Below are 21,240 nucleotides of genomic sequence, written 5' to 3'. Positions count from 1 at the left end.
GAAAAACCGGCGCCCCTTGCGGAGCGCCGGTTTCGCTGACTAAAGCTGTGGTGCGGATCAGGCGCCGGGCATCAGGTGCCCTGGGGCTCCGGGTCCATCCCGCCGCTTTCCTTGGTGGTCGGCACCGACGGGCGGCGGCCCGAAGTCGGAGTCGGCTGCTTCGGCGGGGCCGGGGAGAAGCCCTCCCGCTCATCGTTGCGGATCAGCGGCTCGCCGCGCAGCAGGCGGGCGATGTCCTCACCGCTCAGGGTCTCGTACTCCAGCAGGCCCTTGGCGATGGTGTGCAACTGGTCGATGTTCTCCGTCAGGATGCGGCGGGCCTCGCCGTACGCTTCGTCGACGATCCGGCGGATTTCCTCGTCCACCGTGCGGGCCGTGGCGTCGGACATGTTCTTGTGCTGGGTGACGGAGTGGCCGAGGAAGACCTCCTGCGTCGGCTCGCCGTAGAGCAGCGGGCCCAGCTTGTCGCTCATGCCCCATTCGGTGACCATGCGGCGCGACATGTCGGTCGCCATCTTGATGTCGCCCGACGCGCCGGTGGTCACGCGGTCCTTGCCGAAGATCAGCTCTTCCGCGATGCGGCCGCCCATGGCGACGCGCAGGTCGGCGTGCAGCTTGGCCTGGGACAGCGAGATGCGGTCGCCTTCCGGCAGGCGCATCACCATGCCCAGGGCGCGGCCGCGCGGGATGATGGTGGCCTTGTGCACCGGATCGCTGTCCGGCTGGTGGATGGCGACGATGGCGTGACCGGCCTCGTGATAGGCGGTCAGCTTCTTCTCATCCTCGGTCATGACCATGGAGCGGCGTTCCGCGCCCATCATGACCTTGTCCTTGGCGGCCTCGAACTCGGCCATGCCGACGACGCGCTTGCCGATGCGGGCGGCGAGCAGCGCGGCCTCGTTGACGAGGTTGGCGAGGTCGGCGCCCGAGAAGCCCGGGGTGCCGCGCGCGATGACCTTGGCGTCGACGTCCGGGGACAGCGGCACCTTGCGCATGTGGACCTTGAGGATCTTCTCGCGGCCCAGCACGTCAGGGTTCGGAACGACGACCTGACGGTCGAAGCGGCCCGGACGCAGCAGCGCGGGGTCGAGCACGTCCGGACGGTTGGTCGCGGCGATGAGGATGACGCCCTCGTTCGCCTCGAAGCCGTCCATCTCGACCAGCAGCTGGTTCAGGGTCTGCTCGCGCTCGTCGTTGCCGCCGCCCAGGCCGGCGCCACGATGGCGGCCCACGGCGTCGATTTCGTCGATGAAGATGATGCAGGGGGCGTTCTTCTTGCCCTGCTCGAACATGTCGCGGACGCGGCTGGCGCCGACACCCACGAACATCTCGACGAAGTCGGAGCCGGAGATGGTGAAGAAGGGCACGTTGGCTTCACCCGCCACGGCGCGCGCGGTCAGGGTCTTACCAGTGCCCGGCGGGCCGACGAGCAGCACGCCCTTCGGGATCTTGCCGCCCAGACGCTGGAACTTCTGCGGGTCCTTCAGGAACTCGACGATTTCCGCCAGTTCCTGCTTGGCCTCGTCGATGCCGGCGACGTCGTCGAAGGTGACCCGGCCGACCTTCTCCGTCAGCAGGCGCGCGCGGGACTTGCCAAAGCCCATGGCCTTGCCGCCGCCCGACTGCATCTGACGCATGAAGAAGATCCAGACGCCGATCAGCAGCAGCATCGGGAACCAGGACAGCAGGACGGAGAACAGCGACGGCACGTTGCTGTCGTCCGGAACGGCGCTGATGCGCACGTTCTTCTGCGTCAGCCGCTCGACCAGCCCGGCTTCGGGCGGGACGTAGGTGCTGAAGGACCGGCCGTCGGTGAAGTGGCCGGAGACCTGGTTTCCTTTGATGGTGACGTCGGCCACTTGGCCGCGGTCCACTTCGGCGAGAAGCTCGCTGAACGGAACCGTCGTCTGCGGGCTGCGCGTGGAAGAGCTCTGGAACAGGTTGAACAGGGCCACCAGAAGCAGCCCGATGATGATCCAGAGCGCGAGATTCTTGCCGAAATTGTTCACGTCAAAAGCCTTTCTGCGAACCCTGCGCGGAAAGGTAGGCTGATGCGGAGCCACCCCTCCCGGGCTTACGGGCACGTTCCCAGATTAAATAATGCCGACACGGTCCGAAACAACCGGAAAAGCTGGGCCGGCCAACGCCACCCCGGGTGCGTGCAAAGCAACCGCCGAAAGGGGGAATCCGGGCCGCGAAAAGCCCAGATGCGGCACCGCCGCCAGCCCGTCTCCGTCCCACAGCGCCGGCAGCGTCTCGCGGACCGGTTCGGGCAGGCTGATACGGCCCAGATCCGGGCCTGCGGACCGCACCCTTTGCCACCCTTCCCGCCCCAATGTTGCCACGGTCACCGCCCCGCCCGCCCCCGCCGCCAGCCGAACGGCGATCGGCGATCCCACCAGACCTCTCCGCCGGGGGTAAGGCTCAGCCGTTCGGTGACCCCGACCGGCTCCCGCGCGATCACCAAATGCCCCTTCCGCGGCAGGATGCGGCAGCCGCCCAGCGTGCGTCCCCGGAAGCGTTCCCCCGCGATCTCGGCGAACAGGCGCTCCGCCGCCTCGTCCTTCGGCGGGTAGGCGGCGCCCCCCGTCGCGGCGATGCAGCGGACCAGCGCGCGCATGCCAAGCTCCTCCGGCGCTTCCAGCAGAGCCTTCGGATCCAGCCGCAGCCAGCCCTCCGGATGGACCTCCACGGACTCGGCCAGCAGGGCGGCGGTTCCCGATTCCAGCGCGTTGCGGGCCCGGGCGGCCCGGCGGGCGAGGTCGGCCAGACGCGGCGCGTCCAATCCCTCGGCGGTCAGCGCCTCCCCCGCCGCGCGCAGGCGGGCGCGGGCGAAGCGCGGGTTGCGGTTGGACGGGTCCTCGATCCATTCCTGGCCGAAGGCGCGGCAGGTCGCCACCAGCCGCTCGTGAGGCAGGTCCAGCAGCGGCCGGATCACCCGCACCGCCCCCGCAGCACGCACCGGCGCCATGCCGGCCAGCCCGTCGATTCCGGAGCCGCGGGCGAAGCGCAGCAGCACCGTCTCCGCCTGATCGTCACGGTGGTGGGCGAGCGCCAGATGAAGGATACCCTCGTCGCGACAGCGCTCGGCCAGCAGGCGGTGGCGCGCGGCGCGGGCCGCCTCCTGGATGCCGGTCGCCGGCTTCTCGCCGTCCCAGCGCAGAATGGCCTGGGCGACGCCACGGGCCTGGAGCCAGCCGCCCACCCGAGTGGCCTCCGCTGCGGATTCCGCGCGCAATCCATGATCGACGATCAGCGCAAGGACATCCCCGCCCCGCTCCGCCGCCCAACGCTGGGCGAGCAGAACCAGCCCGAAGCTGTCCGCCCCGCCGGACACGCCCACGGCCACGCGGGGCCGCGTCTCGAAGCCGCCCAGCCGGTCCATGCGGGCGGCGAACTCACCCGCAGAGATCGGCCCCGCGGAAATCGGCCCCGCCGGGTCGGACGCGTTCACCGCACCCGTCAGGCGCAGTTCAGACGACGGCGCTCAGTGTCGGCGCGGCGCTTCACGCTGGCCGATGCCTCCGGGAATTTGGTGATCAACTGGTTGAAGGCCGTGCAGGCGTCCTTCTTCTGGTTGAGCTGCTGCAGCGACATGCCGAGCTTCAGCAGATTGTCGGCCGCCTTGTTGTTCTTCGGATACTTTTGTACGCCCTCGGCGAAGGCGACGGCGGCGTCCTGGAACTTGTTGCGGACGTAGTAGGTCTCACCCAGCCAATACTGGGCGTTGCCGGCGAGCTGGTGGGACTTGTTCTTCGCCAGGAAATCGCTGAAGGCCTTTTCGGCCTTGTCATAGTCCGACTGGCGCAGCAGCTCGAAGGCGTGTTCGTACTGCTTCTCCGGGGTTGAGTTGGCGGGCAGCGGCGCCACGGCGGCGGTCTGCTTCTCCGCCGGCTTGTCAGCCGTCTTCTCAGGCGCCTTGGCGGCGCTGGAGGCCGCGGCCGGAGCCGCCGCGCTGGGCTTGGCCGGGCCGCCGAACGGGTCGCTGGCCGCCCCGCCACCCTTGCTCTCCAGCTCTTTCAGGCGGAAATCGATGTCGCTGTTGACCCGCTCCAGCCGGTCCTTCATCTGCGAGATCTGATAGGTTGCCTCTTCATAGCGCCCGGTCAGCTCCGACAGGGCGCGCTCCAGCTTCTGCAGCCGCACTTCGAAATCGGCGGCCAGGGACGGCTGGATCTCGGCGGTCTGCCCCCGCGTGTAGGAGTTGCCCGGATAGGCCTGCGCCACCTCGACGCGCCCGCCCAGCGCCTCCACCCCCGACTCCAGCCGGTCCAGACGGTCCTGCAGCGAAGCCGTCTGCGCGAAGACGGAACCGCTGCACAGCAGGCCGCCAAGCAGCAGGGCGGCGAAAGAAGTGGTCTTGGTCATGCGTCGAGGGTCCTGTCCGGGCGGGAAAAGCCGTCGTTAAGAGGGTGCCGGCCCAAGCGGGCGAAACTATGGCGGCTGTTTACCAGAAGCGCGCGCCCCTTGCACGGTGGTGATTTGGAAATCTCCCGCGCACCGGGCGCGTACCCGGAAGAGAACACAGAAAAAAGCCCCTTCCCGGCAATCCGGAAAGGGGCCCTTCTCGAAGGAAACTCCTGAAAGCGTCTTACGCCTTGAGGATGCCGCGTCCGGCGAAGCGGGCGGCGGTGCCGAGCATCTCCTCGATGCGGATCAGCTGGTTGTACTTGGCCAGCCGGTCGGAGCGCGACAGCGAGCCGGTCTTGATCTGGCCGCAGTTGGTGGCGACCGCCAGATCGGCGATGGTGCTGTCCTCGGTCTCGCCCGAGCGGTGCGACAGAACGGCCGTGTAGCCGGCCTTGTGCGCCATGTCCACGGCTTCCAGCGTCTCCGACAGCGTGCCGATCTGGTTGACCTTGACCAGGATCGAGTTGCCCACGCCCTTCCGGATGCCGTCGGCCAGACGCACCGGGTTGGTCACGAACAGGTCGTCGCCGACCAGCTGCACCTTGTTGCCGATGGCGTCGGTCAGCGCCTTCCAGCCCTCCCAGTCGTCCTCCGCCATGCCGTCCTCGATCGAGATGATCGGGTAGCGGCCGACCAGATCGGCCCAGTAGGACACCATCTGCTCCGGCGCCAGCGACTTGCCCTCGCCGGCCAGCTCGTACTTCCCGTTCTTGAAGAACTCGGTCGAGGCAGCGTCGATGGCCAGCATGACGTCGTCGCCCGGCTTGTAGCCGGCGGCCTCGATCGCCTTCATGACGAAGCCCAGCGCGTCCTCGGTCGAGGCGAGGTTGGGGGCGAAGCCGCCCTCGTCGCCGACGTTGGTGTTGTGGCCGGCGTCCTTGAGCTTCTTCTTGAGCGCCTGGAAGATCTCCGAGCCCATGCGGATGGCCTCGGCGCCGTTCTCGGCGCCGACCGGCATGACCATGAACTCCTGGATGTCGATCGGGTTGTCGGCGTGGGCGCCGCCGTTGATGATGTTCATCATCGGCACCGGCAGCAGGTTGGCGAAGGCGCCGCCGACGTAGCGGAACAGCGGCAGGGCGGCCTCTTCCGCGGACGCCTTGGCGACGGCGAGCGAGACGCCGAGGATGGCGTTGGCGCCGAGCCGGCCCTTGTTGGGGGTGCCGTCCAGCTCGATCATGGCGAGGTCGAGGGCACGCTGGTTGGAGCCGTCGAGGCCGGCGATGGCGTCGAAGATCTCGCCGTTGACCGACTCCACGGCCTTCAGCACGCCCTTGCCGCCGTAGCGGGACTTGTCGCCGTCGCGCAGTTCCACCGCCTCGTGCGCGCCGGTCGAGGCGCCCGACGGAACGGCGGCGCGGCCGAAGGCGCCGGATTCGAGCAGGACGTCCACCTCGACGGTCGGGTTCCCACGGCTGTCGAGGATCTCGCGGGCGTGGATTTCGGTAATGGCGCTCATGTTTGTCCTTCCTCCGCGTTGCGCGCGTCCACTGGATGATCTTTCCAGGCGGATGATCTTTCCAGGCGAAAAAGAAGCGCGCGGGCTTGATAGCCCTGCGTGCGGGGGATGCAAGGCCGCTGGGGCGCAACAACGCGCGGAAGGACGCCCGGACGGTGAAGCACCCCTATCCGGTTGTGCAGCGCACCTGCTTCCAAAGTCGCATAGACCACCTTGTCCCGTACCCGTAGCGTTCTAACGTTCGCTAGCGGGGCCGCCCGCGGCGGGCGGCAACAGCCCTGGGAATCACCCCAAGGCCAATCCAAGCGCGGAGGACCCAACCATGAAGACCTGGCGCAAGCCCCAGATCGTCGAAATCGCCGTCGGCACCGAAATCAACGCCTACGCCTGCGCCCGTCTCTGAGCGCCGGCCGGTTCCCATGCGTGACGACCGCCGCCTGATTCGGGCCGCCTTGATTAGGAAAGGCACCCCATGCTGACGATCCTCGTCCTTGGCTCCGCCGCGGGCGGCGGTTTTCCCCAGTGGAACTGCAACTGCGCGGGCTGTCGCCGCGCCCGCTCCGGCGACCCGGCGGCCCGCCCGCGCACCCAGTCATCGCTCGCCGTCAGCGGTGGCGACGGGCGCTGGCTGCTGCTGAACGCCTCGCCGGACATCGGCCAGCAGATCCTTGCCAACCCGGCGCTGCACCCGCGGACCGCCGTGCGGCACAGCCCCATCGCCGCGGCGGTGCTGACCAACGCCGACATCGACCATGTGGCGGGCCTGCTGACGCTGCGCGATCCCAGCCGCTGGCCGTCTACGCCACCGACCGGGTGCACCGCGTGCTGGAGGCGAACGCCGTCTTCCGTGTGGTCAACCCGGAGCTTGCGCCGCGCCGCGCCATGGCGCTGGACCGGCCCTGGGTTCCCGCCGACGCCGCCGGAACCCCTTCCCCTTCGAGATCGAAGCCTTCGCCGTGCCCGGCAAGGTCGCGCTCTATCTGGAGGACCCGTCCGCCGCCGGCTTCGGCTCGGTGGCGGAGGACACGGTGGCTCTGCGCATCCGCGACCGCAACGGCGACGGGGAGTTCTTCTACATCCCCGGCTGCTCGGCGATGCCGGGCTGGCTGGCCGACCGGCTGCGCGGGGCGCCGCTGGTGCTGTTCGACGGCACCACCTGGACCGACGACGAGATGATCCGCGCCGGCACCGGCAGCAAGACCGGCCAGCGCATGGGCCACATGGCGATGTCCGGCCCGGACGGCTCCATCGCCGCCTTCGCGGGGCTGGGCGTGCAGCGCAAGGTCTTCGTCCACATCAACAACACCAACCCGGCCCTGCTGGACGACTCGCCCGAACGGGCCGCCGCCACAGCCGAAGGTTGGGAGATCGCCCACGACGGGATGGAGTTCACGCTATGACGTCAGCGCTGTCGCGCGAGGACCTGGAACGCGAGCTGCGCGCCATCGGCGAGCGCCAGTACCACGACCTCCACCCCTTCCACAAACTGCTGCACGGCGGGAAGCTGAAGCGCGGGCAGGTCCAGGCCTGGGCGCTGAACCGCTTCTACTATCAGGTCTGCATCCCGAAGAAGGATCTGGCCCTGATGGCGCGGATGGACGATCCGGCGCTGCGCCGCATCTGGATCCAGCGCGTGCTCGACCATGACGGCTTCGGCGAGAGCCGCCAGCGCGAGGAGGGCAAGGTCGGCGGGATCGAGCGCTGGCTGCGTCTGACCGACGGGCTGGGGCTGGACCGCGACTACGTCACCTCGCTGAGGGGCATCCTGCCGGCGACCCGCTACGCCGTCGATTCCTACGTCAATTTCGTGTCGAGCAAATCAACGCTGGAGGCCGTCGCCTCGTCCCTGACCGAGCTGTTCGCCCCGGCCATCCACCGCGAGCGCATCGCCGGGTTCGAGGCCTATTACGCCTTCGCCAACGACGCCACCCTGTCCTACTTCCGCAAGCGGCTGGACGAGGCGCCGCGCGACGTCGAGTTCGGGCTCGAATACGTGCTCGACAACGCCCGTACGCTGGAGCAGCAGCAGCAGGTGATCGCCGCGCTGCGCCACAAGGCGGAGCTTCTCTGGGCGCAGCTGGACGCGCTGCACCACGCCTATGTGTCGCCCGGCCTGATCCCGCCCGGCGCCTTCGTGCCGGACGACATGGAACCGCCGGTCTACGCGCGATGACAGACGGCGTGAGCGAGGAGGACCGGGTTCGGCTGGCTCCGGGCGTCATTCTCCGCCAGGACCGGGTGCGCGGCCACTGGCAGCTTCTGGGGCCGGAGCGCGTGCTGATCCTGGACGAGGTGGCGCTGGAGGTGGTGCGGGCCGTCACTGCACAGTCTCCGGGGACCCAACCTCCGGTGACGGTGGGCGCGGCCATCGCGACGCTGGCCGCACAATTCGACGCACCGCGGGAGGAGATCGCCGCGGATGTGTTGGAAGTGTTGGGCGACATGATCACGAAGGGTTCCTGACCCGATGACCTTCTGTGGCGCCACGACCGGACTCGAACCGCCGCTGGCCCTGCTGGCGGAACTGACGCACCGCTGCCCGCTGCGCTGCGCCTACTGCTCCAACCCGCTGGCCCTCGACCCGGCCAGCCGCGAGCTGGACACCGCCGCCTGGTGCCGCGTGCTCGACGAGGCGGCGGAACTCGGCATCATCCAAGTGCATTTCTCCGGCGGCGAGCCGACGGCGCGCAAGGACCTGGAGGCGCTGATCGCCCACGCCACCGCGGCCGGGCTCTACGCCAACCTCATCACCTCGGCGGTGCTGCTCGACCGGGCGCGGCTGGAGCGGCTGCGCGACGCCGGGCTCCAACATGTGCAGATCGGCTTCCAGGACACAGTGCCGGCCAAGGCCGAACTGATCAGCGGCTTCCCCGGCGGCCAACCGAAGAAGCTGGAGGTGGCGCGCGCGGTCACCGACGCCGGCATGGCGCTGACCGTCAACGCCATCGTGCAGCGCCACAACATCGACCGGGTGGACGACTTCTTCGACATGGCGCTGGAGCTGAAGGCCGGCCGGATCGAGATCGCCAACGTCCAGTATTACGGCTGGGCGCTGAAGAACCGCGCCGCCCTGATGCCGACCCGCGAGCAACTGGTCCGAATGGACGAGCGGGTGCGCGCCCGCCTGCCGGAGTTGAAGGGCCGGCTGGTCGTCGATTACGTGGTGCCCGACTATTACGCCAAGCGCCCCAAGGCCTGCATGGGGGGCTGGGGCCGCAAATTCCTGAACGTAACGCCCAGCGGCTCGGTTCTGCCCTGCCACGCCGCCGAGACGATCCCCGGCATGACGTTCGACCGGGTGACGGAGCGCCCCCTGGCCGACATCTGGGCCAACTCCGCCGCCTTCCAGCGCTACCGCGGCACCGACTGGATGCCGCAACCCTGCCGGAGCTGCGACCAGAAGGAGATCGACTGGGGCGGTTGCCGCTGTCAGGCGCTGGCGCTGACCGGAAGCGCCGACAACACCGACCCGGTGTGCGACCTGTCCGAGCATCACGGCCGGCTGGCGGACATCACAGGGACGGACGGCGGCACGGCCGAGGCGCCGATCACCTACCGGAGCTTCAGCCTGTAAAACCATCCCTGTAAAGCCATCGTAGCCCTCTCCCCGCTTTCGGCGGACCAAAGGTCCGCCTGTCGCGTCAGCGCAAACTTCGTTTGCGCGTGAGCGGAGGAGGAGAGGAATTTAGGCTCACTTCTTCGGAGCGGTCGTCGCCGACGCGCTGGTCTTTGAGCCGCCGACCGCGGCGATGCGGCCCTTGATGTCGTCGTAGACGTTCTGCGGGACGATCTTCTTGCTGACCAGCTCGTCCTTGGAACGGTAGGGCGGTTCTTCACGATCGCCTCGGACCGCGCCTCGCCGATTCCCGGCAAGGTCTGAAGCTCGTCCTTGCCGGCGGTGTTGAGGTCGATGACCTTGGCCTTCGCCGTCGACGATGACGACCCGCTGCCCATCGGCGGCGCGGTGGTGGTGCCGCTGTGGCCTGGCGGCATGGCCGGCTTGGCCTGCGGCATGGGCGTGGTCGAAGGCGTTGCGGACGGCGCGGTCGATTGCGCGAGGGCGGGAACGGCGATCATCGCGCCGACACTGGCGAAAGCGGCGATGGCGCACAGGCGGATCGGCTTCATGGCGTTGCTCCATGGCTTTATCCGCGGGCGCTCCACCGTAAGCGCGGCGCCCGTGGTGCCTGGGCAACGCCAGGACCGGCAAGCCGTTCCCAAACCTGTCCTTTCGTCAGACCTTCGCCAGACGGTCGAAGGCCTGGAGGCGCGCCAGCAGGGCCGGCATGTCCTTCAGCGGGACCATGTTCGGGCCGTCGCTGGGCGCACAGTCCGGATTTTCATGGGTCTCCATGAAGACGGCGGCGACGCCCACGGCGATGGCGGCGCGGGCCAGCACCGGAACGAACTCGCGCTGGCCGCCGGAGGTGGTGCCTTGCCCGCCCGGCTGCTGAACGGAGTGGGTGGCGTCGAAAACCACCGGGAAGCCGGTCTCCGCCATGATCGGCAGGGACCGCATGTCCGACACCAGCGTGTTGTAGCCGAAGCTGGCGCCGCGCTCGCACAGCAGCACCTTCTCGTTGCCCGACGCCACCAGCTTCGCCGCGACGTTCTTCATGTCCCAGGGGGCGAGGAACTGGCCCTTCTTCACGTTGACCGCCCGGCCCGTCTTCGCCGCGGCGATCAACAGGTCGGTCTGGCGGCAGAGGAAGGCGGGGATCTGGAGGACGTCCATCACCTCGGCCACCGCGGCGCACTGGTCGGCCTCGTGCACGTCGGTGATCACCGGGCAGCCGAACCGCTCCTTGATCTCCGCGAAGATCGGCAGCGCCTTGTCCATGCCGAGGCCGCGCGCCGTGCTGATGGAGGTGCGGTTGGCCTTGTCGAAGGACGATTTGTAGATCAGCCCGATGCCCAGCGCGCCGGTCATCTCCACCAGCGCCGCCGCCGTCTCCAGCGCGTGGTCGCGGCTTTCCATCTGACACGGGCCGGCGATCAGGGTGAAGGGCCGGTCGTTGGCGATGGTCAGGTTGCCGATCTGGACGGTCTTGGCGGTGGTCATCCCGTGCTCTCCAAAAAGCAATGCGAGGGGACGCATGCTGAGGCCCCCTCGCGCTGCTCCTTCCTTCCCAGATATCGGCAACCCCGGTCAACCGGAATGGAGTCAACCCAGATGCTGCTTGAAGAAGGCTGCCGTACGTCCGTTGGCCAGCTCCGCCGCCTGCGCATCGAAATGGGCGCCGCCCGCGCGGGCGAAGGCGTGGTCCACACCCGGATAGACGTGGGCGGTGACGTTCGGGTTGTCCTTCACCGCGGCCAGCACCTTGTCCCGCGCCTCCGCCGGGACGAACTGGTCCTTCTCAGCGATGTGCATCAGCAGCGGCTTGGCGATGCTCGCCGCCTCGCCGGTCAGACCGTCCAGACCGACGCCGTAATAGCTGACGTTTGCATCAGGATCGGAACGCGCCGCCATCATGAAGGCGAGCCGGCCGCCCAGGCAGTAGCCCACCGACCCGGCCTTGCCGGTGCAGTCCGTATTCCGGCGCAGCCACGCCAGCGTGGCCTTCAGGTCGTCCACCGCCTTGTCCTGGTCCATGCCGTTCATCAGGGCGAAGGCGCGGTTCCACTCTTCCTGGGTCTTGTCGGTGATCTGCACCCCCGGCTCCTGCCTCCAGAACAGGTCCGGGCAGACGACCAGCCAGCCCTGGGCGGCGAAGCCATCGCACAGGTCGCGCATGACTTGATTGACCCCGAAGATTTCCTGGATGACGACGAGTCCCGGCGCCGGCCCGCCGCCCGCCGGCTTGGCCACATAGGCGGAAAAGCTGCCGCCGTCGCCGGCGGGGATGCTGATGTCGGTCATGGTTGTGTCCCTTCCCTTGGTTTTTCCCTGGCCCGTAACGCAAAAGCGGCGGCCGTTGGCTCGGCCGCCGCTGTCACTATACCCACCGGAAACCCGGAACCGGAACACGCGGGGAGGAATGCCCTCCCCCGTATGGTCACATCACACCAGCCGGCTCTGCTCGATCGCCGCCTTGATGAAGGAGGTGAAGAGCGGATGCGGGTCGAAGGGCTTGGACTTCAGCTCCGGGTGGAACTGGACGCCGATGAACCAGGGATGGTCCGGGATCTCGACGATCTCGGGCAGCTCACCGTCCGGCGACAGGCCGGAGAACAACAGGCCGACCTTCTCCAGCCGGTCCTTGTAATAGACGTTCACCTCATAGCGGTGGCGGTGACGCTCGGTGATGTCGGTGGTGCCATAGACCTCCGCGACCTTGCTGCCGGGGACCAGCTTCGCCGGGTAGGTGCCGAGACGCATGGTGCCGCCGAGATCGGTGCCTTCCGTGCGCTTCTCCAGGCTGTTGCCACGCATCCACTCGGTCATCAGGCCGACCACCGGGTTGCCGGGCTTGCCCAACTCGGTCGAGCCGGCGTCGACGATCCCGGCCATGTTGCGGGCCGATTCGATCACCGCCATCTGCATGCCGAAGCAGATGCCGAAATAGGGAACCTTGCGCTCGCGGGCGAACTGGGCGGCGCGGATCTTACCTTCCGTGCCGCGCGAGCCGAAGCCGCCCGGCACCAGGATGCCGTGGACGTTCTCCAGCCGCTGCACGGCGCTGTCGTCCTCGAAGATCTCCGAGTCGATCCAGTCGAGCTTGACCTTCACGTTGTTGGCGATGCCGCCGTGGGTCAGCGCCTCGGCCAGCGACTTGTAGCTGTCGAGCAGGCTGGTGTACTTGCCGACGACGGCGATGGTCACCTCACCCTGCGGCTTGCGCACGCGCTCGACGATGCTGGTCCAGCGCGACAGGTCCGGCTTGCCCTCGGTCGGCAGGCCGAAATAGGCCAGCACCTGGGTGTCGAAGCCTTCCTCGTGGTAGCTGACCGGCACCTGATAGATCAGATCGACATCCAGGGCGGCGATCACGCGCTCCGGCCGGATGTTGCAGAACAGCGCGATCTTCTTGCGCTCGTTCTCCGGGATCGGACGGTCGGCGCGGCAGAGCAGGATGTTGGCCTGGATGCCCATTCCCAGCAACTCCTTCACGGAATGCTGGGTCGGCTTGGTCTTCAGCTCGCCCGCCGTCGGGATGTAGGGCAGCAGGGTCAGGTGGATGAACAGGGCGTTCTCCGGACCGACCTCGTTGCCGAACTGGCGGATGGCTTCCAGGAAGGGGTCGACTCGATGTCGCCCACCGTGCCGCCGATCTCGCAGAGGATGAAGTCCTCGTCGGTCGTGTCGGCGCCGATGAAGTCCTTGATCTGGTCCGTGACGTGCGGAATCACCTGCACGGTCGCGCCCAGATAATCGCCGCGGCGCTCCTTGGCGATCACGTTCGAATAGATGCGGCCCGTGGTGATGTTGTCGCCACGGCGCGCGGCCACGCCGGTGAAGCGCTCGTAATGGCCGAGGTCGAGGTCGGTCTCAGCGCCGTCGTCGGTCACATAGACCTCGCCGTGCTGGTACGGGCTCATCGTGCCGGGGTCCACGTTCAGGTACGGGTCCAGCTTGCGCAGCCGCACCTTGTAGCCGCGCGCCTGGAGAAGCGCCCCAAGCGCCGCCGACGCCAGACCTTTGCCCAGCGAGGAAACGACGCCACCGGTGATGAAGATGTAGCGAGTCATGTCCGTCCGAAGACCTTCAGAGCCTGATCCGTTCCCGAATTCGGACCGTCCCCCGGGCGCTGCCCAGATCGACGATCCTCAAAGAAAGAGGCGGCTTCGGGGAGGCCGCCTCACGTCGGACCCGGCCGGAGCCGCGTCGCGTTTTGCCGGGCCGCTGTTACTGGGCGACCGGCGGGGGCTGCGCCGGCGCCGCCGGCTGGGCAGGGCCGCCGGGGCCACGGGCTGGGCCGGCATCGTGTCGATGATCGAGGTCGGCGCCCGGTGCGCACCCGCCAGGACCGCCAGGACCAGGCTGGTCGCCATGAAGCAGCCCGCCAGGATGCCGGTGGTCCGCGTCAGCAGATTGGCGGTGCCGCGGGTGGACATCATGCCCCCCATGTTGCCGCCGCCGATGCCGAGACCGCCGCCTTCCGACCGCTGGATCAGGATGACCCCGACCAGCGCCAGGGCGATCAGCAGGTGAATGACCAGAAGCACCGATTCCATGCAGCCCGTTCCCTTGATCCCTTCCCGGAGCGGTCCGCAGGGACCGCCCAAACCAACAGCGCGCCACGGACCTTGGCAAGGGCCCGTGGCGCGCGCCCACTGTTTTAACGCGGTCCTGCGCGATATGCTAGCGGCAACTGGTGGCGATCGCCCAGAAATCGTCCGCCTTCAGCGCGGCGCCGCCGACCAGCGCGCCGTCCACATTCTCCACCGCCATCAGTTCCGCCGCGTTGCCCGCTTCACCGAGCCGCCGTAGAGGACGCGCACCGCGTCGGGATCGGCGGTCTTGCCGGCCAGCTCCGCCCGGATGTGGGCGTGCATCGCCTTGACGTCGTCGGGGGTCGCGGTCTTGCCGGTGCCGATGGCCCAGACCGGCTCGTAGGCGATGACGGTGTTCGCCGCGGTGGCGCCCTCCGGGATCGAACCCTTGAGCTGGCTGGCGACGACGCTGTTCGCCTGCCCGGCGTCGCGCTGGGCCTCCGTCTCGCCGACGCAGATGATGGCGATCAGGCCCGCCTTGTGGGCCGCCGCCGCCTTGGCGGCGACCTGCGCGTCGGATTCGGCGTGGTCGGCGCGGCGCTCCGAATGGCCGAGGATGACGTAGCGGCAGCCGGCGTCGGTCAGCATGGCCGGGCTGACGTCGCCGGTGTGCGCGCCGGAGGTCTTGGCGTGGCAGTCCTGCGCGCCCAGCGCCAGCGGGCTGCCGGAAATGGCGTCGCCCACCGGGAACAGCAGCGGGAAGGGCGGGCACACCAGCATGTCGAAGGCAACCGTCCCGGCCCCGTCAGGCGCCCGGCGAGGTCCGAGGCGAGGTCGAGCCCGTCGGCCTTCAGCCCGTTCATCTTCCAGTTCCCAGCAATCAGTTTGCGGCGTGCGGCCATGGCGTTTACGTCCTCCGGCTCTCGTTTGTTGGTGCGGGTGTTCGTTTTCAAAGTGCGCCCCCTGTCTAGCAAGGAGTGCGTGGTATTTCCACCCGTCCAACGGGTTCTTTCCGATGGGGAATCTCGGGGAAATGGGGTGTTGCCGGGCTTTCGCGGGGTGCCTATGATGCCGCCCCGGCCGCAGGGCCGTCCTTTGCGCACTCACTTCGGGTCCCATGCTTCAGTTCATCCGCACTTACGCCGGTTCGTGGGTCGTCAAGATCCTGTTCGTGCTCCTCATCGTCAGCTTCGCGGCCTGGGGCATCGGCGACATGATCCGCACAGGCGGGATTTCCAGCACCGTCGCCTCCGTCGGCAAGGTGGAGATCGACCGGGCGGAGCTGGATCAGGAGTTCCGTCGCCAGATGGAACGGCTGCGCCCGATGGTGGGCGGCAACCTGACGACGGAGCAGGCGCGCCAGTTCGGCCTGCTCGACCAGTCGCTGTCGGCGCTGGTGCAGCGCGCGCTCTACGATCAGGCGGCGCGCGACGCCGGGATCTCGGTCGGCCCGGACGTGGTGCGCCAGCGCATCGCCGAGGAGCCGGCCTTCCGCAACGCGCAGAACCAGTTCGACCCGGCCCAGTTCCGCAGCGTTCTGCGCAACAACCAGCTGACCGAGGACGGCTACGTCGCCCTGCTGCGCCGCGAGACCGCGCGCGAGCTGGTGGCCGGTGCGGTCGGCGCAGGGGTGACCCCGCCGAAGCCGCTGGTCCAGGACCTCTACCGCTTCCGCGGAGAGCGCCGCGTGGCCGAGGTGGTCACCCTGCCCAACGCCGCCATCGGCGACGTCGGCGTGCCCGACGAGGCGGAGCTGACCCGCTATTACGAGAACCATCATCAGGTCCGTTTCACAGCGCCGGAATACCGGTCGCTGAGCATCGCCCAACTCTCCGCCGACGAGATCGCCAAGGACATCCAGATCCCCGACAACGAGCTGCGCGCCGCTTATACGAGCGCGCCGACGAACTCGGCACGCCGGAGCGGCGCACCGTGGGGATGGTCCTGGCCGACGACGAGGCGAAGGCGAAGCAGATCGCCGAGGCCGCCAAGACCAAGGGACTGACCGTCGCCGCCAAGGACGCCGGGACCGACGTCATCACGCTCGACAACGTCACCCGCAACGAGCTGCCGGAGATCGGCGACGCCGCCTTCGCGCTGGCCCAGGGTGCGGTCAGCGACGCGGTGCGCAGCGGGTTGGGCTGGCACGTCCTGACGGTCACCGCCATCCAGCCGGGCGCCACCAAGAGCTTCGAGGAGGCCCGCGACCAGCTCCTGGCCAAGTTGCGCAAGGAGAAGGCGATGGATTCGCTCTACTCCATCGCCAACCGGGTCGAGGACCAGCTCGCCAGCGGCGCCCGCTGGAGGAGGTCGCCCAGGCCCAGTCGCTGCCCATCGCCAAGATCGCCGCGGTGGACAGCAGCGGCAAGGCGCCGGACGGCAAGGACGCAGCCCCGGCCGCCCGAACTTCGCCGCCATGGTGCAGACCGCCTTCCAGCTCGCTTCCGGCGCCACCTCGAACCTGACCGAAGCCCCCAACAACGTCTTCTACGCCGTGCGTGTCGACGGCGTGACGCCGGCCGCGCCAAGCCGCTGGCCGAGGTGCGCGATCAGGCCGTGGCCGGCTGGCAGGACGACAAGCGCGCCAAGCTGGCCGCCGAGAAGGCCCAGGACATCGCCGCCAAGCTGAAGCAGGGCTCGGAGGCCGCAGCGCAGGACGTCGCCAGCCAGTCCGGCGCCAGCTTCGCCATGACCACGCCCTTCACCCGCGACGCCCGTTCGGTCGAGGGGCTGCCGGGCGAACTGGTGCGCAAGCTGTTCGAGGTGAAGCCCGGCGAGACGGCGACCGGCGCCACCGCCGACAGCCAGGTCGTCGCCCGCCTGAAGGAGATCATCCCGGCGGACCCGGCGGCGGCCGACGCCACGCTGGCGACCGTGGAGAGCACCGTCGCCCAGGGCTGGAAAGCGACATCATGGCCCAATTCGGCAACGCACTGCGCAACAGCTACCCGGTCGAGGTTCACCGCAACCGCATCGACCAGTTCTTCGCCAGCGGCAACTAACCACACTCAATCGCCCCACTCAGCCGAGGCCCGTCCCGTGAAGGTTCAGCCGGAATTCGCCGCCTTCCACACCGCTTATGAGGCCGGCAAGCCGCAGGTGGTGTGGACCACGCTGGTCAGCGATCTGGAGACCCCGTCTCCGCCTACATGAAGCTGGCCGACGGGCGCCCCTTCGGCTTCCTCTTCGATCGGCGGAGCGCGGGGCGGGATCGCGGCGCGACCGCTACTCGGTGATCGGCTTCAAACCCGATCTGGTGTGGCGCTGCCGCCGCGACCGGGCGGAGGTCAACCGCAACGCCCTGCACGACCGCGACGCCTATGAGCCCATCGACACCGACCCGCTGGAGTCGCTGCGCGCCCTCATCAACGAGAGCCGCATCGACCTGCCGGACGCCCTGCCGCCGATGGCCGCCGGCCTGTTCGGCTACCTGACCTACGACATGGTCCGGCTGATGGAACGCCTGCCGGACGACAACCCGGACGAGCTAGGGATTCCCGACGCCATCCTGTCGCGGCCGAGCATCGTCGCCATCTTCGACAGCCACACCGATTCGGTGACGCTGGTCACTCCAGTCTGGCCGAAGCCGGGGGTCGACGGCAATGCCGCCTACGGTGACGCCCGCGAGCGTCTGATGGACGCGGTGGCCGACCTGGAGCGCCCCCTGCCCTACCGGCGGGAGCCGCGGACCAAGGACGGGCTGCCGCTCGCCTGGACCTCCAACACGACGCGCGAGGAGTATCACGCGATCGTGGAGCGGGCGAAGGAGTACATCCGGGCCGGCGACATCTTCCAGGTCGTGCCGTCCCAGCGCATCCGCTTCCCCTTCAAGCCGTCGCCGCTGGCGCTGTACCGCACGCTGCGCCGTCTGAACCCGTCGCCCTTCCTGTTCCACTGCGACTTCGGCGAGCTGTCGGTCGTCGGCTCCAGCCCGGAGATCCTGGTGCGCGTGCGCGACGGCAAGGTGACCGTCCGCCCCATCGCCGGCACCCGCAAGCGCGGCGCCACGGCGGCGGAGGACCAGGCGCTGGCCGAGGACCTGCTGAGCGACCCCAAGGAGTTGGCCGAGCATCTGATGCTGCTCGACCTCGGCCGCAACGACGTGGGCCGCGTGGCGCGCACCGGTACCGTCAAGGTGACGCAGAAGATGATCGTGGAGCTGTACAGCCACGTCATGCACATCGTCTCCAACGTCGAGGGTGACCTCGACCCGAAGCACGACGCGCTGGACGCGCTGATCGCCGGCTTCCCGGCCGGCACCGTCTCGGGCGCGCCGAAGGTCCGCGCCATGCAGATCATCGACGAGCTGGAGAAGGCCCGCCGCGGCGTCTACGCCGGCTGCGTGGGTTATTTCGGCGCGTCGGGCGCCATGGACACCTGCATCGCGCTGCGCACCGCCGTTCTGAAGGACGGCATGATGTATGTGCAGGCCGGCGGCGGCGTGGTCGCCGACAGCGATCCGGAGGCCGAGTATCAGGAGACCGTCAACAAGTCGATGGCCCTGATCCGCGCCGCGGAGGAAACCGTCCGCGAGACCTCCGCCCGGTAAGGACCGCATGCCCTTCGATGCGCTGCTGCTGCCGCTGATCATCAAGATCGTGGCGGCGGCCCTGGTCGTCGTCGCCGCCTCGCTGGCAGCGGAGAAGGCCGGCCCCTTCTACGGCGGCATGATCACCGCCCTGCCCGTCTCGACCGGACCGGCCTTCGTGATGCTCGCGATGGAGCATGGCGACGGCTTCGTCGCCGACGCCGCCCTGTCGGGAATGGTCGGGAACGCGACGATCGTCCTCTATCTGGCGCTTCTGGTGCGGATCGCCCCGCTCTGGAGCATGCCGGCGACGGTCATCGCCAGTTCCGTCTTCTGGATCGCCATGGCGTCCACTCTGCGCTCCGCCGTCGTGTGGACGCTGCCGCTGGCGCTGCTGCTGACGCTGGCCTGCTACGGGATCGCCGCCTGGGTGGTCTCCGCCCCGATTCCGGCGGACAAGGTGGTCCGGACAGCGCGATCGCGCTGGTACGACATTCCGGCCCGCGCCGGTCTCGTCGGCCTTCTGGTTGCGACGGTGACCACGCTCAGCCACAGCATCGGCCCGGCGGCCACCGGATCGCCGCCGTGTTCCCCATCGCCCTGACCAGCCTGACGGTGATCCTGCACGGCCGCATGGGCGGCGGCGTGGTCGCCGCGGCGATGCGCAGCGCGCTGCTGACCAACCCCGGCCTCGCCTTGGCGCTGACCACCGCCCATCTGCTGGCCGAACCCGCCGGGCGCACCGTGGCGCTGAGCGTCGCCCTGGTGGTGTCGCTGTCCTGGGCCGGCGTCCTTCTGGTCTGGCGCCTGCGCCGTCCACAGACGGCCTGATCGCGGAAATCGAGTCCGGTTCCCTCCACGGACTTCCTCACCGCTGCCAAGGCGGGTCCGCCTCGGCGACCGCGCCGCCCCTTGTGATGGCGCGCACCATCCCCCCAGCACCTTTGATCCGCGGAACTTGGTCGCCGATGACGCTCAAGCCATCGGCGGATGGCATTTCACGACGATCCGCGCCGGGCCGTCCTGGAGGCAGAGTTCGAGTCGACAAAGGACCAGTCCGATGCCCAACATCGCCTTCAATTTCGCGCAACCCGGCGAAAGCAATGCTTGCGGCGCCTATGCACTGACGGCCGCGCTGATCGCCCTTCCGTCCGTGGCAAGCGTCAATTATCCCATTACGCTGTGCCACAGCACGCCCAGAACGAGAATGCTGACGCCCCCGGTCACCATCAATGGAAACGAGGTCGGTCATGCTCTTGCGGGCAAGATCTACAAGATCACAGGCGATCTCGACATCGCCGGCTCTTTGGGGTCGATGAGCGTCGCCTACGAGGACGGCCCCAATCTGCAGAATTCGCCGTCCGCTCTTGCCTACGTCGCCAAGCAGTTCGGGCTGACCGTCACCGTCAACATCATCAAGGATGCCAACACAAGGGCATCCACCTGCCAGACGATGGCCAGTCTTCTTCTCCAGGATTTCGATGACGAGGTGCGCCGCTGCATGCTGAGCGCCACGGTCAACGGCGAAGGGGGCAACGGCGTACTCAACGGTGTGGACTACGCCGCTCCGAATTCCGATGAAGTGCACCTGCTCTGCGTGATTCAGGGCAAAAGCATGCATTGGCTGACGCGTGGAACGAACGGCTTCTACGATCCCGGCGACGCGACCATCAATGCCTGGACCATCGCCGCCGATGGAACGATGACCGGCGGGGGCTACACCTTCACCGGGATCTGGATCGTCCTGAAATAGGTTCTTTGACCGGCCCGGCTGAATGCGCCTGACGCCTCCTCAGGCTTGGCCGCTGAAATCGAAGCCGGCGCCCTCCACGGCCCTCCTTACCGTCTCCGGGGCAACTCCCCCTCCACGGCCACGGTGCCGGCGTCGAGGTCCACCGTCACGGCGGCCCCCGGCGCCAGTTTGCCGATGGCGTTGGTGACGGAACGGGCGCAGCCGCCGCAGGTCATGCCGCCGACCTTGTAGGTATCAGCCATGGAACTCTCCTCAAGCGGGACCGGCGGTCACCCGCCGGTGTGGTGGGCGCGCACGACGGCGCTGACCGGAACCAGGACGAAGCCGCGTTTCTGCACCTCCGGCATCCAGGAGGCCAGTGCGTCGATTGTCGCATCGTGCGGGTGGCCGATGGCGATGGCGTAGCCCTGCTTGCGCGCCACCTGCTCCGTCTTGGCGAGCTGGCTGCGCACCGCCGACACGGTCATCTCGTTGTCCAGGAAGATGTCGCGCCCGGCGAAGGGCATCTGAAACTCCCGCGCGAGGGTCAGGCCGGCGCTCTTCGCGGTGGTCCGGCTGTCCAGCCACAACAGGCCGCGGCGCGCGATCTCCCCAGCACGGGCGCCATGGCCGCGGAATCGGCGGTGAAGCGGCTGCCCATGTGGTTGTTCACCCCGACATAGCCGTCGAAGCTGTCCAGCGCCGCCTTGGTCCGGCGCAGGATTTCGCCCTTGTCGAGCGACACGCGCAGCGCCTGCGGTCCCGGATCGGCGGAGCCGCTGGGCTCCATGGGGAGATGCAGCATCAGCTCGTGCCCGGCGGCGCGGGCGGCGCGGGCCTGGGCCGGCAGCTCGTGGGCGTAAGGCAGCCACGCCAGCGTCAGCGGCGCCGGCAGCGACACCGTGCGGTTCGAACGCTTGCGGTCCACACCCATGTCGTCGATGACGATGGCGATGGCCGGCTTGCCCGGCGGGGCGCGGAAGGGCAGCGCGTTTTTCTTCCACAGCGGCGATC

General features: G+C 68.5%; 18 protein-coding genes and 6 pseudogenes. 12 read left to right on the top strand and 12 right to left on the bottom strand.

Features of this window, described 5'->3' with window-relative positions; translation table 11 throughout:
• Positions 1-71: 71 nt before the first annotated feature.
• The 4 genes from ftsH to eno all read right to left on the bottom strand — a co-directional run bounded on the left by ftsH (position 72) and on the right by eno (position 5,869).
• Entirely contained in the window at positions 72-2,009 is a 1,938-nt protein-coding gene (gene ftsH / locus ACWPXE_RS13185; RefSeq protein ID WP_014240204.1) for an ATP-dependent zinc metalloprotease FtsH, read from the bottom strand.
• Positions 2,010-2,347: 338 nt separating this feature from the next.
• On the bottom strand, positions 2,348-3,454 hold the full coding sequence (gene tilS / locus ACWPXE_RS13180; protein ID WP_454018217.1) for a tRNA lysidine(34) synthetase TilS: 1,107 nt from the start codon (positions 3,452-3,454) through the stop codon (positions 2,348-2,350).
• Positions 3,455-3,462: 8 nt separating this feature from the next.
• Positions 3,463-4,368, bottom strand: a complete 906-nt coding sequence (ybgF, locus tag ACWPXE_RS13175) for a tol-pal system protein YbgF (RefSeq protein ID WP_454018216.1) — start codon at positions 4,366-4,368, stop codon at positions 3,463-3,465.
• A 223-nt stretch (positions 4,369-4,591) separates the two neighbouring features.
• Positions 4,592-5,869: a phosphopyruvate hydratase gene (gene eno, locus ACWPXE_RS13170; protein WP_454018215.1), complete on the bottom strand. Its 1,278-nt coding sequence runs from the start codon at positions 5,867-5,869 to the stop codon at positions 4,592-4,594.
• Between the two features lie 322 nt (positions 5,870-6,191).
• On the opposite strand from eno, the gene pqqA reads away from it, so the two are divergent.
• The 6 genes and pseudogenes from pqqA (at position 6,192) to pqqE (ending at position 9,443) form a co-directional block, all read left to right on the top strand.
• The gene (gene pqqA, locus ACWPXE_RS13165) at positions 6,192-6,272 is read left to right on the top strand and encodes a pyrroloquinoline quinone precursor peptide PqqA (RefSeq protein ID WP_014240199.1); all 81 of its coding nucleotides are present in this window, start codon (positions 6,192-6,194) and stop codon (positions 6,270-6,272) included.
• A gap of 69 nt (positions 6,273-6,341) precedes the next feature.
• Positions 6,342-6,605, top strand: a pseudogene (locus ACWPXE_RS13160) (pyrroloquinoline quinone biosynthesis protein B); the annotation flags it as partial.
• 220 nt (positions 6,606-6,825) lie between these two features.
• A complete protein-coding gene (locus ACWPXE_RS13155; protein WP_454018214.1) occupies positions 6,826-7,269 on the top strand; it encodes an MBL fold metallo-hydrolase in 444 nt (147 codons plus the stop codon).
• Complete coding sequence (gene pqqC, locus ACWPXE_RS13150; protein WP_454018772.1) at positions 7,266-8,042, top strand: pyrroloquinoline-quinone synthase PqqC; 777 nt, start codon at positions 7,266-7,268, stop codon at positions 8,040-8,042. Before ACWPXE_RS13155 ends, pqqC begins: the two co-directional genes overlap by 4 nt.
• Before the next feature lie 8 nt (positions 8,043-8,050).
• Positions 8,051-8,332 carry a PqqD family peptide modification chaperone gene (locus ACWPXE_RS13145; protein WP_454018213.1) on the top strand — a complete coding sequence of 94 codons (282 nt, stop codon included), beginning with the start codon at positions 8,051-8,053 and terminating at the stop codon, positions 8,330-8,332.
• A gap of 4 nt (positions 8,333-8,336) precedes the next feature.
• Positions 8,337-9,443 (top strand): pyrroloquinoline quinone biosynthesis protein PqqE, encoded by a 1,107-nt coding sequence (gene pqqE / locus ACWPXE_RS13140; RefSeq protein ID WP_454018212.1) that lies wholly within the window; start codon positions 8,337-8,339, stop codon positions 9,441-9,443.
• Here the strand turns inward: pqqE and ACWPXE_RS13135 are convergent.
• The 6 genes and pseudogenes from ACWPXE_RS13135 to tpiA all read right to left on the bottom strand — a co-directional run bounded on the left by ACWPXE_RS13135 (position 9,422) and on the right by tpiA (position 14,868).
• The gene (locus ACWPXE_RS13135; RefSeq protein WP_454018771.1) at positions 9,422-9,823 is read right to left on the bottom strand and encodes a ComEA family DNA-binding protein; all 402 of its coding nucleotides are present in this window, start codon (positions 9,821-9,823) and stop codon (positions 9,422-9,424) included. The genes pqqE and ACWPXE_RS13135 overlap by 22 nt on opposite strands.
• A 280-nt stretch (positions 9,824-10,103) precedes the next feature.
• Positions 10,104-10,931 (bottom strand): 3-deoxy-8-phosphooctulonate synthase, encoded by an 828-nt coding sequence (gene kdsA / locus ACWPXE_RS13130; RefSeq protein ID WP_454018211.1) that lies wholly within the window; start codon positions 10,929-10,931, stop codon positions 10,104-10,106.
• 102 nt (positions 10,932-11,033) lie between these two features.
• Positions 11,034-11,732: a dienelactone hydrolase family protein gene (locus tag ACWPXE_RS13125; protein ID WP_454018210.1), complete on the bottom strand. Its 699-nt coding sequence runs from the start codon at positions 11,730-11,732 to the stop codon at positions 11,034-11,036.
• 141 nt (positions 11,733-11,873) lie between these two features.
• A pseudogene (locus tag ACWPXE_RS13120) lies at positions 11,874-13,501 on the bottom strand (CTP synthase).
• 78 nt (positions 13,502-13,579) lie between these two features.
• Entirely contained in the window at positions 13,580-13,987 is a 408-nt protein-coding gene (gene secG / locus ACWPXE_RS13115; protein ID WP_454018209.1) for a preprotein translocase subunit SecG, read from the bottom strand.
• A 127-nt stretch (positions 13,988-14,114) separates the two neighbouring features.
• A pseudogene (gene tpiA, locus ACWPXE_RS13110) lies at positions 14,115-14,868 on the bottom strand (triose-phosphate isomerase).
• Positions 14,869-15,083: 215 nt separating this feature from the next.
• Between tpiA and ACWPXE_RS13105 the strand changes: the two are divergent.
• From ACWPXE_RS13105 to ACWPXE_RS13080, 6 genes and pseudogenes are all read left to right on the top strand, one after another.
• Positions 15,084-15,971 carry a SurA N-terminal domain-containing protein gene (locus tag ACWPXE_RS13105; RefSeq protein ID WP_454018208.1) on the top strand — a complete coding sequence of 296 codons (888 nt, stop codon included), beginning with the start codon at positions 15,084-15,086 and terminating at the stop codon, positions 15,969-15,971.
• Positions 15,905-16,114, top strand: a pseudogene (locus tag ACWPXE_RS13100) (peptidylprolyl isomerase); the annotation flags it as partial. The gene ACWPXE_RS13105 and the pseudogene ACWPXE_RS13100, both read left to right, overlap by 67 nt.
• Positions 16,115-17,005: 891 nt before the next feature.
• Positions 17,006-18,515 (top strand): annotated as a pseudogene (gene trpE / locus ACWPXE_RS13095) (anthranilate synthase component I).
• 7 nt (positions 18,516-18,522) lie between these two features.
• Complete coding sequence (locus ACWPXE_RS13090; protein ID WP_454018207.1) at positions 18,523-19,098, top strand: hypothetical protein; 576 nt, start codon at positions 18,523-18,525, stop codon at positions 19,096-19,098.
• Positions 19,080-19,325, top strand: coding sequence for a hypothetical protein (locus ACWPXE_RS13085; protein WP_454018206.1), 246 nt, complete (start codon positions 19,080-19,082; stop codon positions 19,323-19,325). The genes ACWPXE_RS13090 and ACWPXE_RS13085 overlap by 19 nt, the downstream gene beginning before the upstream one ends.
• A 229-nt stretch (positions 19,326-19,554) precedes the next feature.
• Positions 19,555-20,247 (top strand): hypothetical protein, encoded by a 693-nt coding sequence (locus ACWPXE_RS13080; RefSeq protein ID WP_454018205.1) that lies wholly within the window; start codon positions 19,555-19,557, stop codon positions 20,245-20,247.
• Positions 20,248-20,333: 86 nt separating this feature from the next.
• Here the strand turns inward: ACWPXE_RS13080 and ACWPXE_RS13075 are convergent, their stop codons facing one another.
• Together ACWPXE_RS13075 and ACWPXE_RS13070 are read right to left on the bottom strand one after the other, a co-directional pair.
• The gene (locus ACWPXE_RS13075; protein ID WP_454018204.1) at positions 20,334-20,489 is read right to left on the bottom strand and encodes a heavy-metal-associated domain-containing protein; all 156 of its coding nucleotides are present in this window, start codon (positions 20,487-20,489) and stop codon (positions 20,334-20,336) included.
• Positions 20,490-20,516: 27 nt separating this feature from the next.
• A pseudogene (locus tag ACWPXE_RS13070) lies at positions 20,517-21,160 on the bottom strand (divergent polysaccharide deacetylase family protein).
• Positions 21,161-21,240: the final 80 nt, after the last annotated feature.

Source organism: Azospirillum sp. Marseille-Q6669, assembly GCF_965111635.1.
This window is presented reverse-complemented; position numbering and strand designations above follow the sequence as displayed.